Source organism: Caproicibacter fermentans (genome assembly GCF_009746625.1).
Lineage (GTDB): Bacteria > Bacillota > Clostridia > Oscillospirales > Acutalibacteraceae > Caproicibacter > Caproicibacter fermentans.
This window is the reverse complement of sequence record NZ_VWXL01000003.1, coordinates 47637-64287: the sequence shown is the minus strand read 5'-3', so window position 1 is coordinate 64287 and position 16651 is coordinate 47637. Positions and strand designations below refer to the sequence as shown.

Below are 16651 nucleotides of genomic sequence, written 5' to 3'. Positions count from 1 at the left end.
ATATCCTCTCCTTATTGAATTTGAACAAAAGTCATATAGTGGTCATAAGTAGCAAAAATTAAACCGTCATTTGAAAAAAGCAACCGCTGAGAATTCCGCAAACCATTATCATAATTGATATCAGCTTCATACCAAACACGACCAAATTCTTGCGGAAGATGACCGTTTCTATTTTGGTAAACTTCCCCGCCAATACTTTTCCCGGGAGCAACTTTGTTCAGATTCCCCTGCCAGCTAATCCATCCCAAATTAATGGCCTGCTTTTTTGTAATATAATTTGGCGGAAGTTTTCCAGTGTTTTTTACTGCAATATCCGCGCCGTTCATACCGTCCTGTGTTGCAGTGCCAGCAAAAGCGGCTTCTATGTTTTTCATTTCGCATCTACAATTGTTGTGAACAGGAGGCTCATCATCTGGCATTTCATCTTTTTTATATATTTTACCATGATGACTGCGGCAAACAAAGCATGTTTTTAAATCCAACTGTGCAATCCAGTTTTTATAATCGGAACTCTCATGCGTTGGCGGTCGAAAAAACTCTAATATGTCCTTTTTAACTCTAGACAAAGCAATTGGTAATGGCCAAATATGGGTTTTGTACACAAAATAGCTCATAAGTATTTCCCCTTATTAAAATGATAGGAATATGAAAACCCCTTCACTAATAGGGGCAACGCTATATAAGTTGCACTGAAAAGGGAAACAAAGTAAAAGAATATTTACAATTATACAATATAGATTTGGATCTGGAGGTGACCGCATATCGCAGACGATTTTGGGGTGCGAATCGGCATTGAGGGAGAAAAGGCTTTCAAAGACGCACTCCGCGACATCAACCAGAGTTTCAAAGTCCTCGGTTCCGAGATGCAGCTGATCACCAGCCAGTTTGACAAAAACGACTCCTCTGTGCAGGCTGTCACCGCCCGGAACGAGGTTCTCAATAAAGAAATTGACCAGCAGAAGGGAAAAATTGAAACACTTCGCGCCGCTTTGCAGAACGCATCGGATTCGTTCGGCGAAAACGACCGCCGGACACAGAACTGGCAGATTCAGCTGAACAAAGCGCAGGCCGACCTCAACGGCATGGAAAAAGAACTACAGAAAAACAACAGCGTTCTGGACAGCGCCGGGAAAGAATTCGACTCCGCCGAAAAACAGGCGAATCAGTTCGGCAATGAAATCACAAGCGCATCAAAGCAATCGGAAGAGGCGTCCGGACGCTTTGATAAGCTCGGCGGTGTCATCAAGGGGATTGGCGCCTCCCTGGGCGTGGCTCTGGCCGGAATCGGCGCGGCTGCCGTGGGCGCGGGCAAATCGCTGGTGGACGCTTCCGTAAACTCCGCCGCATACGCCGACGAAATTCTCACTATGTCCGACCAGACACACGTCGGTACGGAGGCGCTGCAGGCCTACCAATACGCCGCCGAACTGATCGACACGCCGCTCGAAACCTTTACCGCGAGCATGGCGCGGAATGTTCGGTCTATGGATTCGGCGGCGGGCGGTTCAAAAGAGGCGGCTGCGGCTTACGCAAGGCTCGGCGTTTCAATTCAGGATTCGAACGGACACCTGAGAAACGGCGAGGACGTTTACTGGTCGGCGATCGACGCACTCGGGAAGATATCCAATGAAACCGAACGGGACGCGCTTTCGATGCAGATCTTCGGAAAATCCGCGCAGGACCTGAATCCGCTGATTGCGAAGGGCAGCGCGGGAATTAAAGAGCTGACCGCCGAAGCGCAGAACATGGGCGCGGTCATGTCGGGTGACCAGCTGAGTTCCCTCGGAAAATTCGACGATACGGTTCAGCGGCTGAAATCCGGGGCCGAGGCGGCAAAGAATGTCATGGGCACAGTCCTTCTCCCGCAGATGCAGACGCTCGCCAGCTCCGGCGTGTCGCTGCTCGGAACCTTCACGAAGGGACTTTCGAACGCGGGCGGCGACTGGACAAAGATATCAGCGGCGATTGCCGCGACAATCGGCGGACTGACCAGTTCCATCCTCGCAGAGCTGCCGAAGGTCGTGCAGGCGGGGCTGGACATTGTGCTGTCAATTGGAAACGCGATCACGGCAAATCTGCCGACAATCATCAATTCGGCGGTTTCCATCGTCATGACGCTGGTGCAGGGACTGGTAAGCGCTTTGCCGCAGATCACGCAGGGCGCGCTGCAATTAGTACTGTCACTGGTGGACGGTATCATCGCCAATCTTCCGCAACTGGTGAACGCTGCGCTGACGATGGTGATTACGCTGGCGTCGGGCATCGGCGACGCACTCCCAAAGCTCATCCCCGCCATGATCGACGCGGTCCTTACGATTGTGAACACGCTTCTCAATAACATGGATAAGGTCCTCGCCGCCGCGTTTAAGATCATTGAAGGGCTGGCGAGAGGACTGATCAACGCCCTGCCAAAGTTGATCGACCGGCTTCCGCAGATTATTGATTCCATCGTGAATTTCATTGTGAATAACCTACCCCTCATCATCGAAACAGGGGTCAGAATCATTGTTGAACTGGCGGCTGGCTTGATCAAGGCTATCCCGACGCTCGTAGCAAAGTTGCCGCAGATTATTTCCGCTTTGGTGAACGGCTTCGGCAAGCTGCTCGGCGCATTTTAGCAATATCGGAAGCAACATTGTATCCGGCATCTGGCAGGGCATTTCCGGAATGAAGGACTGGATTTATGCAAAAGTCCGCGACTTCTTTGGCGGAATCGTTGACAGCGTAAAGGGGCTGCTCGGGATTCACTCCCCGTCGACCGTGTTTGCCGGTATCGGCGGCTTCATGGCGCAGGGGCTCGGGCAGGGCTTCAGTAAGGCGATGAACGATGTTTCCGCCGATATGCAGAATTCGATCCCTACAAATTTTAACCTCGATCCTGCACTGGGTGTCGGCGGGTTTACAGGCGGTTCCGCTGGCATGGCGGAAGGCTCCGGCGGCTTCACGCTTCACATCGAAAACTTCGTCAACAACACGGAAAAGGACATCCAGCGCCTTGCCTATGAATTTGAATTTTATCGGCAGCAGGCAGCGGCGGCAAGGGGGAACGCGTGATGCTGAGCTTCACGTTCGGAGGCAAGGACAGCTTTCAGGACTTTGGCATCTATGTGGCTTCCCGTCCGCACCTTCCGTCGCCGGAGCGCCGGGTAACCTACATCGACGTGCCGGGAATGGACTCCCGGCTCCGTCGGGACGAGGGTACCTACGGCGACATCACGCTCTCGGTGGAATGCTCGTTTCTCGGCGACTCCGTTCCGAAAATCAGTGCCGTCAAGGGCTGGCTGCTGGGCGCAGGCGAAGCTGATCTGACTTTCAGCCACATTCCGGGACGGAAGTATCGCGCGCAGGTGGTGAACAGCATTGACTTTGAAATCGTGCTGAAAATCACTTCGCATTTCGTGATACTGTTCAACTGCCAGCCGTTTCAGTACGCAACGGACAATACGCCAATTGTTGTGACGGACGGTTCCGGATATGTTCTGTCAAATCACGGAACAGTGAAAGCTCTTCCGGTCATTAAGGCAACTGGCTCCGGCGCGGGCGCTCTGACGGTAAACGGGAGCACTGTGTCTTTCAGCAACATCGACAGCACGGTGACGCTTGATTCCACGATCCAGGAAACGTATCAGGACACCGGTACAGAACTCATCAGCAAGAATTCCACCAAGACCGGCGATTACCCAGTGCTTTTGCCGGGTGAAAATGCGATCTCCTTTTCCGGAGGGATCACGTCCATTGAAATAACTCCGAACTGGCGGTGGCTGTAATGGTTTTAGTCTACGATTCCAAAGCGCAGGAATTTTCGAATGACGGACTGGGTACGGTTTCTCCCATCTCATGTACGGTTTCGGAAGAAATCAACGGCGCGTTCGAGCTGGAGTTGACGCATCCAATCGATTCCTTTTTCAAGTGGAAGCGACTCCAGAAAAACAATATCATTCGGGTGAATACGCACCGTGGGATTCAGGCATTCCGCATCTACCGGGTGGTCAAGAACGTTGTCGACGGCACAATCAAAGTAAACGCCCGGCATATTTTCTATGACCTGTTGGCTAACTTTGTGGAGGACGTCCGACCGACCGGCAAGACCGGTGCGGAAGCCGGGCAGCAAATTCTGAGCGGATGCCAATATCTGACTCCGTTTACCTTCTCAAGCGATATCACGCATACTGCCACCGCCTACTTTATCCGCCAGTCTCCGGTGCAGGCTTTTCTCGGCGATACCGATCAGGCGTTTATCGCCCGATGGGGCGGCGAGATTGTCCGGGATAATTTCAGCATCGCCGTCAACACCCGGCTTGGGTCAGACAACGGAGTGCGGATTGCCTATGGAAAGAACATGGCGGGTCTGGAATTTCAGGAGGATGCGTCCGGCGTGGCGACACGGATTCTGCCGACGGCTCTGACCGAGGACAATCAGATTCTGCTGCTCCCCGAAAAGTATGTCGACAGTTCCCATATTGCTGAATATCCGTTCCCCATCGTCGCCATGCTGGACACCGGCTTTCAGGTCGGGAAAGAAGTGGACGGTGCGGTTCCGTATCCCACAGTCGATTCCTGCTATTACGCCATGCGACAGTTTGTTGCAGGCCGGTACCTCACCGGGGCCGACGTCCCGGCACTCTCCCTCTCCGTGGATTTCGTGGATTGGAAGGACATTACCGGTTACGAGAAATATAGGCCTCTGCTCACCGTAAATCTCGGCGACGACGTGACGGTTGACTATGCGCCATTCGGTGTCAGCGTCAAGCTTCGGGTGTGCGCGGTATCGTACAACTGCCTGACCGACCGGTTCGAAACACTGACCCTCGGAGAGAAGCGGATTTCTGTCGTGAATTCCATCAACTCCGCTTCGCAGCAGATCAGCGAAGTGAAGCAGGAAATTTCGTTTAGCAATCAGAACGTGTCCTCTGTCACGGAAAACGTATCTGACCTGAACAGTGACGACAAGCTGACTCCGGGTGAAAAAAGCGCCGCCCTGCGCGAGTGGAGTTCCTTTGCCAATGAAAAAGGAACGCTCAGCACGCAGGCCACAGCGCTTGGAATTACGACCGAACTATCTGCCTACAACGACGCGTTCCAGCTCCTCTCCAATTATCTGAACGACGGCGCGCTGTACACGGACGGCATCCCCCTCTGGCTGGATGATGGGCATCGGGACACCACCACTGACATCAGCGGCGCACAGTACCGGCAGAAATTTGAGGATTACTACTCCACCCGAAACACTCTGGTTCAGGCGATTACCGCGAAGCTCAAGGCACTGGCCGATACCGCGCAGAACGGAGTCGACGCCAATACGGGTGAAATTACGACGATTAATTCGACGCTCACGACAGTTCAGACCGATGTCGGCGGCCTGCAAGCCACCGTTTCCAGCATCGACGACCAGATTTCCAACACCGAGGACGGCATCGCGCTCCGTCTCTCGAACGCGGAATCGACCATCGAGCAGCACAGTGCTTCCATCGTCACTAAAGTGGAAAGCAGCACCTTCGGCGGATATGTTTCAGAAAATGACGCGCAGCTTTCCGACGTTGATACCCGGCTGACCTCTATGCAGCAAACCGTAGACGGCTTGTCGCTTTCGATCAGCCAGACCGGCTACCGGAATCTGCTGAAGAATTCGGCTGGTCGGAACGGGTTGACCTTCTGGAGCACAACCGGAACAGTCACTACCGTTTCCAATACGGACACCTCAAACAACACGGTCAGCAATTCCGCGTTCCAATTGACGGCAGACAGTACCGTTTCACAGGATTTTTCCCTGAAATTCAACGCGGCACATACGGCTTCTTTGCTCTTTCGGGCTTCCGGCTCCGGCGGAACAGTTACGGTCAGCATTACACAAAACGGTGCCGAATCCGTTTTATATGACAACGCGAATACCGGCATAGACTGGACGTTTGTCACCTTTCCGTTCAACTCGCTTGATACAGTCTGTACGCTCAAAATCTCCGCATCTATTGAAATTCTCGCGTCCGATCTGATCGTGTCCGAGGGCACGAATATCGCACCTTGGGTGCAGTCCGACGAGGAGCTTTACACAACCAATTTCATCGCCGACAGCACCGGCCTGACGATTGGGAGCAATACCACTGACATGAAAGCTCACATCTCCACTTCGGCTTTTGAAATCTATCGCGGCGACGATTTGCGAATCAACGTCGCGCCGGATGGAACGCGCCTGCAGAAAACCATTATTGAGGACGATCTCACCGTCGGCAGCGTTAAGGAAATTGTCCGGGCCGGGGTCGGAGTGGACTTTGTTGTAATATAGGGAGAAACCGTATGAGTGAAATCGTAAGCGCCCTGCAGAACGGATCGCAGATTAAGGTTGTGTATTCCTACACCCAGAATATCTCCGCGAACACGTCGACGATCACCGCTTCCCTGTATGTTCACCGCGACAGCTACGGACCGTCGTATGCCGATTCCTGTACCGCGTATATTAATATCAACGGCGCTCGGGCTATGACATACACGGCGGGCTTCACCATCGGGTCGAGCTGGATACAGATTGGCAGCACCGTTACCGCAACCGTCGTGCACAATGCCGACGGTACCAAAATTGTCAACATCGCCGGATTCTTCAGTTCCAGCGTCACCTCAAAGCTGGAAAATCTCAGCGTTTCCCAGAACATCACACTGACAACGATTCCAAGGGCGAGCCAAATCACGGCATCCTCCGGTTCTTTCAATATCGGAAGTTCCATTACAATCTACACGAACCGGAGGAGTATTTCCTTCACACATGCCTTGAATTTGTATTTCGGCGGCTATGCTACAACGATCACCTACGATATTACCGACAGCTATGTTTGGAACACCTCTGGGTGGGCCTCGGCCATGTACCAGCAGATTCCGAACACGAACACCGGAACCGGCACGCTGCGACTCATCACCTACGACGCGGGCGGCAGCGTGGTCGGATACACGGAACTGGGAATTACGGCCCATGTGGTAAACAGCAATCCGTCGTTCACCAATTTTTCCTATGCCGATGTGGATTCCAATACCGTCGCGCTGACAGGCGATTCTTCCCAGATCGTCCAGACAAAATCGAATCTCCGGGTGACCGTGACCGGCGCGGCGGCACAGAATTACGCGACGGTTTCTTCCTACCGAATACAGTACGGCTCCAAGACGGTAACGAGCAGTTCCAATGTCATCAGCTTCGGCACCGTACCTGCGAGCGACAGTCTGATCGTGACCGTCGTGGACAGCCGGGGCAACACTGCTCAGCAGAGCGCAGCAATTTCAACCATTCCCTATTCCCCGCCGGTGATTTCTTCCGTTTCACTCTCGCGCGTGAACAACATCGAAGCCGGAACGGTGCTGGAATGCGCCGGGACATACGCGGCCTACATGGTAATGAAAAGCCAGTATTCCCTGAAATACCGGTACAAGACAACTTCTTCCAGCACATGGAGCAATTACGTTACCGTCACGCCGACCGTGAGCGGCGGCGATTTCTCGTTCAATGCCAGCATCGGGAACTTCAATATCAACTCGTCGTTCAACTTTGAGATCGTGGCCTCCGACTATTATACTTCAACCACACAACCGGCCCTGCTGCCTACGGCAAAGCCGGTCTTTTCCATCCGCGACGGACAGATCGGCATCAACAAAATCCCGGAAAACGGGGCGCTGGACGTCAGCGGCGACGTTTATATCTCCGGTTCCAAAGCCTACAACGACGGTTATCATCCCAGCGCCGATACCGTGGGCGGGCTGCACATTCTGCGCGGCGCGGCTTCCGGGACCACTGCCACACAGACGGCCTACGGTTCCATCTACTACTCGGCGGATATCAACATCAGCTTCGGAACGACTTTACCGGTGGTTCCGTATGTTCTGACGTCGTTCAACACGAACGGCTTTGGCTACTGCGTCATCAAAAGCACAAGTACGACCGGGTTCACAGTCAAAATCACCAATGAGGTCACATCCTCAGGTGTAAACTGGGGAATCCACTGGCTCGCAATCTATGGATCGTAACAGCTGAAAAGCAAAGCGCAATATTGCAGATGGAACACCTGATTTTTGCCCTTTAGAACAATGCGGGTGAAGTCCGTCAAAATTATGTAGAAAATTCCATCCGGCGATTCTTTCGCATCCACTTGATGTTCCTGCCTTTCAGAGCTATACTACCTTTGATAGGATTTTGCGGGTTCGTTCGGTACTGTGAATCAAAGCATTTGGAGGACATGCTCGTTTGTCCACAACAGGGGATTGGTTTTAGGAATCAAAACTTCAGGAATGGCGGCGTTTGCATGGACAAACTGTTAAATTTTTACTTACTTAGCAAATCTTAACTCTATGGGACCGCAAAGACCGCATGAGCATGGCAAGCGGACTTGAGGTCCGCGTCCCCTATGCGGACCACCGGATTGTGGAGTATGTTTTCAACGCCCCCTGGAGCTACAAATGTCCCGACAATGTCGTGAAGGGTCTTCTGCGGGACGCCGCCCGCCCCTGGCTGCCTGAAGACGTCCGCACACGCCGGAAGAGCCCCTACCCGAAAACGCATAACCCCGCATATGAACGAATTCTCCGCCGCAGACTGGACCTAGTGATGAAAGATCCGGAGGAGCCGCTTCATCTTCTGGTGAATTCCGCGGCGGTTGAGCAAATGCTAAGTGAAAAATCGGATTACGGGAAACCGTGGTTCGGGCAGCTGATGGCGGGGCCGCAGATGATGGCATATCTTCTGCAGATCAACTATTGGATGAAAAAATATGAAATTGAAATCGAATTATAACCTTAAAAAACCTGCCGGGGTAAAAACCCGGCAGGTAACTAATTTTGCTCTGTCATTTACTGTTTGGCGAAATCCGGCTCAGATGCCACCATGACTCCCGATTCGTCAAACGTATAAGTCACCCCGTCGATCGTACGCGACGTGCCGACTATATATTGTCCGTTTTCATAATAATACTGATCCCCTTCAAAGGTGACGAACCCATTTTCCGGGTAACTGATTTGAGGAAGTTTAAACCATTTGGTCCAGTGATAACTGCCGCCGATCACGCTGCCGTATTTCATGTTCTTTCCGGAACAACGGTTGTCCACCGATTTATTTCCTCCCACATAAACTCCTACGTGACCCGGGCTGTAAAGAATCAGTCCGTGAATGCGCGGCAGTGTGGCAGCATCGGCCAGATCGATGCTGCCTTTCACTTTCGCTGAGGCGAGCATGGAAGTCGAACTGCCGGCAACGGAAATCAGCCCCGGATCCGGGTCACAGTCATCACCCTGCCACCAAAGATAGGATTTGACCAGACCGGAACAGTCGGTGGAACGGGATCCGTCGATATACTGGCCATAGTCCCCGTATTGGTATTTCCATCCTTCCTGATAGGCCTTCAGAACATGTTCCGACAGACCGACGCCCGTCTTTGCCTCCGCGGCCGACGCGGGCACCGCCTGAAAAGCCAAAACGCCCCACAAGGCAAAATTCATCAAGAGCGCGGCAACAAAAACAAATCCCCGTTTTGATCTCATGGCGCATCCTTCTTCCGATTACGAACTTTTAACAACTGTTACAATTTAGTAACATAATATCACATAAAGGTAACAGCTGCAACAGAAAAAGGACATGCAGGAACAAATTTGTAATATCTTTACAAAGAAAAGGAAATAGTTTTTGTAATATTTACCTATTCATGAAGAAGAAACGCGACAATCTCTTCGGTGTGCATGGAACGGGAGCCCTTAATAAGAACGGAATCACCGGGCCTCAGTAATGTTTTCAGCGCTTCGCAGGCCTGACGGTTATCGCCGCATACGCGGCAATCCATGTCGGAGCGGACGGCTCGCGCTCCTTCCGTCATGAGGGCGGCACGCTCTCCAACAGTGATGAGTACGTCTACGCCGGAATTCGCGGCGAATTCGCCCACATTCCGGTGTGCTTCGGCGGAATAGCTGCCCAACTCCAGCATATCGGCCAGCACGGCCACCCGCTTTCCGCTTTTCAGGGATTTCAGAACCCCAAGGCTGCTTTTTGTCGAATCCGGACTTGAATTATAACTGTCGTCCAGGATGGTTATGCCGTTTGCACGGCGGAGCTGCTGCCTCATGGCGGGCGCGCGATAGTTTGAAAGTGCCGCCGCGGCATCGGCCAGCGGTACGCCGAGCTGATCGGCAACGGCAAGTCCCGCAAGCGCATTGAGAACATGGTGCGTTCCGATCATGGGAAGCGATACCTCTCCCGCCTCTCCATTCGGAGCCATGTATTGGAAACGGGTCGACTCCCCCGCGGCTTCGATTCCCTCCGCCCGAAAGTCGCAGTCTTCTCCCGTTCCGAACAAAACGGTTTTAAAAGGAAGAGTTCCGGCAAGGCCGCGCAGCATTTCATCGTCCCCGTTTAAAAACAGTACGGAACCCGGATGAAACCGGTCGGTGATATGCAGTTTCTCCGCCAAGATATTCCGGCGGCTTCCCAGATGCTCGATGTGGGAAACGCCGATGTTTGTCATCACCGCATAATCCGGCGCGGCGATTTCCGTAATCCGGCTCATTTCCCCGAATTCGCTCATCCCCATTTCGACGACCGCGGCGCCGTATTCTTCGGAAAGGCGGAACACCGTCAGAGGAACCCCGACCTGGCTGTTGTTGTTCCCGCGGGTTTTCATCACATTCAGCCCCGCCGAAAGAGCCAGGGCCACCATTTCTTTCGTGGACGTTTTCCCCACGCTGCCCGTGACGCCGACAACCGGCAGGGAAAATCGCTTTCTGTACTCGGCGGCGATGCGCTGGAGCGCGTCCTTCGTGTCGCCGACGGCGATCCAGGCGCCCGGACCGCCCGCCGACTGATGCTCCTGGGTCAGAACAGCCGCAGCGCCCGCTTCCAGAACGGAGGGGATGAATTCATGTGCGTCCACCCGCTCGCCGCAGATCGGGACAAACAGCGCCCCCGGGGCAACTTCGCGGCTGTCCGTTGAAACCGACGTCACTTCGGCGGCCGGGCTGCCGCAGAGTAGCCGGCCTCCGCACGCCGATACCATTTCAGAAACCGTCATTTTCATAGAATCCCCTCACAGCTTTCCGTTTAGAATATCGGCAACGACCTCGCGCTCATCCAAATGATACTTGACGCCCTTAATTTCCTGATAATCCTCATGCCCCTTTCCGGCAAGAACAATCACGTCGCCGTCCTGAGCGTTTTCCATACAGTATTTGATCGCCTGTTTCCTGTCTGGGATGACGACGTATTTTCCTCCGGTTTTGTCAATTCCCGTGCGAATGTCGGCAATGATGTCCATCACGTCCTCGTCGCGTGAATTGTCCGCCGTTAAAACGGACAGGTCCGCAAGCCTTCCGCTTTCCTCCCCCATTTCGAACCTGCGGGAACGCGCGCGGTTTCCGCCCGCGCCGAACATGCAGACAAGCCTTTTCGGGTGATATTCCCGCAGGGTTTCCAGAATATTTCTCATTGCGAGAGCATTGTGGGCGTAGTCGATGAGAAGGGTGTAATTACCGGGAACCTTGACCGGCTCCACACGTCCGCAGACTTTTACGTTTTCCAACCCGTCGCGGATATTCTGTTCCGTAACCGGAAAGTGCAGGCAGACGGCTACGGCCGCCAACGCGTTGTAAACGCTGAACCTGCCCGGAATCCCGACTTCCACGCCGGAAAAATTCAGCCTTCCGGAAAGGTTGAACCTGACCCCCAGAAACCCCTTGCGCGAAACAAGCTCTTCCTTTTCCGCAATCAGCTCGGCCTTCGGCGAAAAGCCGAAAGTTTCCAGCGCACAGGTATGCCCTTCCACGATCCCGCTCCAGTTCTCATCGTCCACATTGATCACCCCGATCTTGCACATACGGAACAACAGACGTTTGCAGGCCATGTATTCCGCAAGGTCCTTGTGCTCATTGCCGCCGATATGGTCCGGAGAAAAATTGGTGAATACCCCGTAATCGAATCGGATTCCGGATAAGCGATGTCCTCTCAGCCCGATGGAGGATGCCTCCATGACAACCGCCTTACAGCCTTCATCCGCCATCCATCGAAGATACGACTGGATTTCATAGGATTCGGGGGTCGTGTTGTCCGTTTTGATCACCCGGTCCCCGATCACCGCTCCGATTGTGCCGATGACGCCGGTCTTGATTCCGGCTGTTTCCAGAATCGACCGGACCATATAGGAAACGGTGGTCTTTCCTTTCGTTCCCGTAATCCCCACAACCGTCATTTCGCGCGCCGGATACCCGAACCATGCCGCGGAAATCAGCGCCATGGCAAGGCGCGTGTCCGGCACCATAACGACGCTCGCACCGCCGGCCTCAACCGGGCGCTGTGCTACAATCGCGGCAGCGCCGGCCTTTGCCGCTGTTCCCGCAAATTGATGGCTGTCGACCGCAGACCCGCACAGGCAGATAAAAAGGCTCCCCCGTTTCACCTGTCTCGAATCATAAACCACATCCGTTATTTCCAGATCCGTGCGCCCGGAACAGGTAAAGTCCAGATCCCGGATTAAATCCGCCAAAAGCATGAAAACGCCTCCGCTGTCATATTGTTTTATGGATGAAATTTCCTGAATTATACCGTAAGAAAATGGCTGTGTCAATATTCCCCGCCAGTTTGCAAAAGCTGTATCATCCAAGAACTTCTTCGGTATTAGTATGAATAAATCATACGGAAAAATGTTTACAGAAAGGAAAAATCCATCTGATGTTTCAGCTTGTACTGAGGAAAAATATTCACCCGACACTTTCCTTATTTTGTATGATTTTTTTACTCTGTCATAAAATTGTATGGTTACAAGTCGATTGATTTCGTGTTATTTTATAATTAAGTTTTACCCTTGCAGGCCGATTATGAGGAAAGGAAGCAGATCTTTATGGGTACTGTAAACGAGAAGCTGGAGTCCTACGGATTGAAAAAAGTGCTGAACTACCTGGACAGCAATCCGGAGGAAAATGTGCCGAAGCTGATCGGCTGGCTGAAAAAATTCGATCGGGACGGCCTTTACCAAAGCGCGTATGAAATGGTTGACGGCTTTATTAAGGATCCGGAGAATAACTGGAACCGTCTTATCCTAAGCCTTTATTCCGATATAGACGAAAGCGTCCGGAGAAAAACTTTTGAGAATTTTCTGATCAATTCCGCCATTCTGGGCAGTCAGAAAAAAAACAAGCTCGTGGAAAAATACGACTGCAACATACCATGGGCCATCCTCATGGATCCGACCTCCGCCTGCAATCTGCACTGCATCGGGTGCTGGGCGGCGGAATACGGAAACCGGCTGAACCTGAGTTTTGATACTCTGGACGACATTGTTCGCCAGGGGAAGGAACTGGGCACATACATGTATATTTTCTCCGGCGGAGAGCCGCTGGTAAGAAAAGACGATATCATCAGGCTGTGTGAAAAACACAACGACTGTGAGTTCCTGGCTTTTACCAACGGAACTCTGATTGACGAGCAATTTGCAGACGAAATGCTGCGGGTCAAGAATTTTGTTCCCGCCATCAGTATTGAGGGATTTGAGAAGGAAACTGATTTTCGCCGCGGAGAGGGGACCTATCAGGCCGTCATCCGCGCGATGAAGCTTCTCAAAGGCAAAAGGCTTCCGTTCGGCGCTTCGCTGTGCTATACGCGGCAGAATGCGGAAACCATCGGCAGCGAGGAATATTTCGATCATCTGATCGAGCTGGGATGCAAATTCGCCTGGCTGTTCACTTACATGCCGGTCGGAGTGGACGCCAAGCCGGAGCTCATGGCAACGGCGGACCAGCGCAAATTCATGTACGATCAGGTGCGGAAGTTCCGCGGAACAAAGCCCTTGTTCACACTGGACTTTTGGAACGACGGAGAATTTGTCAACGGATGCATCGCGGGAGGGAGGCAGTATCTTCATATCAACGCGAACGGCGATATCGAACCCTGCGCCTTTATCCATTACGCGGACTCCAACATTCATGAAAAGACATTACTGGAGGCATACCGGTCGCCGCTGTTCATGCAGTACCGCAGAAACCAGCCGTTTAACCGGAACCAGCTCCGTCCGTGCCCGCTGCTCGACAACCCGGGCAGGCTTTCGCAAATCGTGAAAAAATCCGGAGCGGTCTCCACGGATCTGGCTCACCCCGAAAACGTGGATCAGCTGACGGAAAAATGTGTGGAATCAGCAAAGGCATGGGCGCCCGTCGCAAAGGAAATCTGGGAAAACAGCGAAGGCCGCGAACGGGCGGACTGGAAAGCGGATCGGGAAGCGCAGCAGAAAGCCCAGATTGAAAAAAAAGTTCAGGAAAAGGAAAGCAGAAAAAAGATTAAGGTATCCATGTGATAGAATCTTCATACGAAAGGGACTGTTTCGCGATGAGACAGTCCCTTCCCTTATGCTGTTTTATTGCTTTCCGTTTTCTATCAAAGCATAAAGCTTGTTAATCTCGTCTTCATTGGTGAAATCACACCCGGACAGCGCCCGCGCGTATTTTTCCCGCAGTTCTCCATCCTTTGCAAGGCTTTCCAGACCCTGTTCCACTCCTTCGGTCGTCATCGGCACAATCAGCCCGTTTTCACCCGAGGTGATCTGGTCGGAGGCGGTGGAAAAATCCGTGAGCAAAATCGGACGGCAAAGCACCATCGCCTCGTCTACGGCAATGGCTTTCCCTTCGAAACGCGACGGCTGCATATAAATGTCGCATTCCCTGACAAAGGGATAAGGGTTGCCGCGCTCTCCCAGAAAAACGACGCAATCCTCCGCTCCAAGCTGAGCCGCCTGCTGTTTCAGGCTTTCCTCCTCCGGTCCGACACCGATCACATACCACCGCAGGCGAGTCCCTTTCCGATTCAAAGCAACGACGGCAGGCATCGCCAGATCAAGCCCCTTCTGATGAGAAAGCCGCGCAATGGACAGTACCCGGATTCCGGCGTATCCATCGTCGAATCCCTTTTCTCTTTCCGCCATGGAGCGCAGAAAATTCGAGGATATAATATTGTAAATCACGTGGAATTTTTCAGAATAACCGGGGAAAGTTTTTTCCAGAGCCGTTTTGCAGGATTCCGACACCGTACAGAGCGCGTCCAACTTTGCAACATAAGGAAGGTCGAAATTCCTGCAAAGGCCCATTGCCGTATAATCGCCGTGAATGAATCCGATTTTTACGCCCGCATTCACTTTCTCGACGGCGTAATAAAGCGGCTGCCCTTCCATAAACGCGACGACCGCGTCATACCGCTCCCCGGCCGGGCGGACAAAACGCCGCTCAATTTCCCACATTCTTGAAAGCCGTTCCCCCATCGTGCCGCGAAGCCCGGCGAGGCTGACCAGCAGACGGCAAAAAGCCAGAAGCGGGTGTCCGCTGAAAACGAGAGTCGGAAACGCTTTGCGGATATTGAGCCGGTATTCCCGCGGAAACAGCGGCGGCAAAACATGGACCTTTTCCGGTACACGGCTGAAAAACAGTCCCTCGTTGGCGAACAGCTGCAGATCCACCTCATAATTTTTATCATCAAACAGTGACAACACCGTTACCAGGCTTTTTTCGATTCCGCCGCTGTGCAGACTGTAGTTGACAAAAAGGATTTTCTTCCGTTCAGGCATGGTAAAACTCCCAAGGATTTATTTTTTTCGGGTATCTCCCATTAATACGCGTGAATACGCGCTGTAAAACAGATAGACAAGGGGCGTAAACCCGGACCGGATAACCGCCAGAATGATTCGGTCGGCCCTGCTTCCGTATTTCAGGTAATCGGAATGAACAGCTTCCCTTGCATACGGATTTTTCAGGATCGAGCGAATTTCGCGATATCTCATTAAAAATCCGGCGGGATTTTTTGGAGAAAAGCAGTTGATCAGGGACGAGTGGACCGCAGAGCGCAAAAACCACGCAAGATGCCTTTTTGCGTACCTCTCATACAGTCCCTGTTCCGTCAGGATCCTGCGGATAACCGAATAGCACTGGGTCATCATCTCCATTTTGTGCGGACGATAGCGCGTGCTGAGCGAGTCCGGATTGTAGCGGTAATGATAATAAGCTCCGCCTACAACCAGAAGGCGTTCCGCGGCACAATGCGCCATGACGGACGCCTGCATATCCTCCAGCATGATTTCCCGTTCGTCGCCAAACCGGATCCCGTTCTCAAGGTACCAGCTGCGCAGATACATGCGGCGCCAGGCACAGCCCAGCATTTCCACGTGGCGCCAGGCGCTGTCTTCACGGTCCGGCCCGACCAGTTCCGTAATCAGAAGTTCCTTTACTTCGTCGCCGAATTCCGGATAATTGATAGGAAGCTTGCAGACGCGCTGTTCACCGTCCTGAAGATTTTCCCGGATAAAGTTAAAAAGCACAAGATCCGCCTGATATTCGACCGCGGCCGAATATAGATTTTTCAGCATGTTTTCGTCGATCCAGTCATCGGAATCGACAAACAGCAGATAGTCCCCCCCGGCGTGTTCCACGCCGTAATTTCTCGTATTCCCCAGCCCGCTGTGGGGTTTGTCCAACACACGGACGCGTCCGTCCCTGGAATACTTCCGGGCAATTTCCAGCGAGCGGTCGGTGGAAGCATCGTTAACTAAAAGGACTTCAAAGTCGGAAAAGGTCTGATTCAGGATGCTGCCGACGCAGCGCTCCAGATATTTTTCCACATTATAGATCGGTACGATCACACTGATTTTTGGCACTGTTTATCCCTCGT

General features: G+C 52.7%; 13 protein-coding genes. 7 read left to right on the top strand and 6 right to left on the bottom strand.

Features of this window, described 5'->3' with window-relative positions:
* Nucleotides 1–11: 11 nt before the first annotated feature.
* Nucleotides 12–614: a ribonuclease domain-containing protein gene (locus CAFE_RS00590; RefSeq protein ID WP_083209938.1), complete on the bottom strand. Its 603-nt coding sequence runs from the start codon at nucleotides 612–614 to the stop codon at nucleotides 12–14.
* A gap of 147 nt (nucleotides 615–761) precedes the next feature.
* Between CAFE_RS00590 and CAFE_RS00585 the strand changes: the two genes are divergently transcribed.
* The 6 genes from CAFE_RS00585 (at nucleotide 762) to CAFE_RS00565 (ending at nucleotide 8764) form a co-directional block, all read left to right on the top strand.
* Nucleotides 762–2618 carry a phage tail protein gene (locus tag CAFE_RS00585; protein ID WP_413814407.1) on the top strand — a complete coding sequence of 619 codons (1857 nt, stop codon included), beginning with the start codon at nucleotides 762–764 and terminating at the stop codon, nucleotides 2616–2618.
* A 49-nt stretch (nucleotides 2619–2667) separates the two neighbouring features.
* Nucleotides 2668–3054 (top strand): hypothetical protein, encoded by a 387-nt coding sequence (locus CAFE_RS19840; RefSeq protein ID WP_233452645.1) that lies wholly within the window; start codon nucleotides 2668–2670, stop codon nucleotides 3052–3054.
* Nucleotides 3054–3767, top strand: a complete 714-nt coding sequence (locus CAFE_RS00580) for a distal tail protein Dit (protein WP_156989483.1) — start codon at nucleotides 3054–3056, stop codon at nucleotides 3765–3767. The genes CAFE_RS19840 and CAFE_RS00580 overlap by 1 nt, the downstream gene beginning before the upstream one ends.
* Nucleotides 3767–6280, top strand: a complete 2514-nt coding sequence (locus CAFE_RS00575; RefSeq protein WP_156989482.1) for a phage tail spike protein — start codon at nucleotides 3767–3769, stop codon at nucleotides 6278–6280. Before CAFE_RS00580 ends, CAFE_RS00575 begins: the two co-directional genes overlap by 1 nt.
* Before the next feature lie 11 nt (nucleotides 6281–6291).
* Entirely contained in the window at nucleotides 6292–8001 is a 1710-nt protein-coding gene (locus CAFE_RS00570; protein WP_156989481.1) for a DUF859 family phage minor structural protein, read from the top strand.
* A gap of 310 nt (nucleotides 8002–8311) precedes the next feature.
* The gene (locus CAFE_RS00565) at nucleotides 8312–8764 is read left to right on the top strand and encodes an asparagine synthase-related protein (protein ID WP_228725177.1); all 453 of its coding nucleotides are present in this window, start codon (nucleotides 8312–8314) and stop codon (nucleotides 8762–8764) included.
* Between the two features lie 56 nt (nucleotides 8765–8820).
* Here CAFE_RS00565 and CAFE_RS00560 read toward each other — a convergent pair whose 3' ends face one another.
* From CAFE_RS00560 to CAFE_RS00550, 3 genes are all read right to left on the bottom strand, one after another.
* Entirely contained in the window at nucleotides 8821–9507 is a 687-nt protein-coding gene (locus CAFE_RS00560) for a hypothetical protein (protein WP_156989480.1), read from the bottom strand.
* Nucleotides 9508–9662: 155 nt separating this feature from the next.
* Nucleotides 9663–11030: a UDP-N-acetylmuramoyl-tripeptide--D-alanyl-D-alanine ligase gene (locus CAFE_RS00555; protein WP_156989479.1), complete on the bottom strand. Its 1368-nt coding sequence runs from the start codon at nucleotides 11028–11030 to the stop codon at nucleotides 9663–9665.
* 9 nt (nucleotides 11031–11039) lie between these two features.
* Complete coding sequence (locus CAFE_RS00550; protein ID WP_156989478.1) at nucleotides 11040–12497, bottom strand: UDP-N-acetylmuramoyl-L-alanyl-D-glutamate--2,6-diaminopimelate ligase; 1458 nt, start codon at nucleotides 12495–12497, stop codon at nucleotides 11040–11042.
* A gap of 348 nt (nucleotides 12498–12845) precedes the next feature.
* On the opposite strand from CAFE_RS00550, the gene CAFE_RS00545 reads away from it, so the two are divergent.
* Nucleotides 12846–14294, top strand: coding sequence for a radical SAM protein (locus CAFE_RS00545; protein ID WP_066643418.1), 1449 nt, complete (start codon nucleotides 12846–12848; stop codon nucleotides 14292–14294).
* Between the two features lie 60 nt (nucleotides 14295–14354).
* Here the strand turns inward: CAFE_RS00545 and CAFE_RS00540 are convergent, their stop codons facing one another.
* Nucleotides 14355–15554, bottom strand: coding sequence for a glycosyltransferase (locus CAFE_RS00540; RefSeq protein WP_066643415.1), 1200 nt, complete (start codon nucleotides 15552–15554; stop codon nucleotides 14355–14357).
* 18 nt (nucleotides 15555–15572) lie between these two features.
* Complete coding sequence (locus CAFE_RS00535) at nucleotides 15573–16637, bottom strand: glycosyltransferase family 2 protein (protein ID WP_066643413.1); 1065 nt, start codon at nucleotides 16635–16637, stop codon at nucleotides 15573–15575.
* Between the last annotated feature and the right edge of the window lie 14 nt (nucleotides 16638–16651).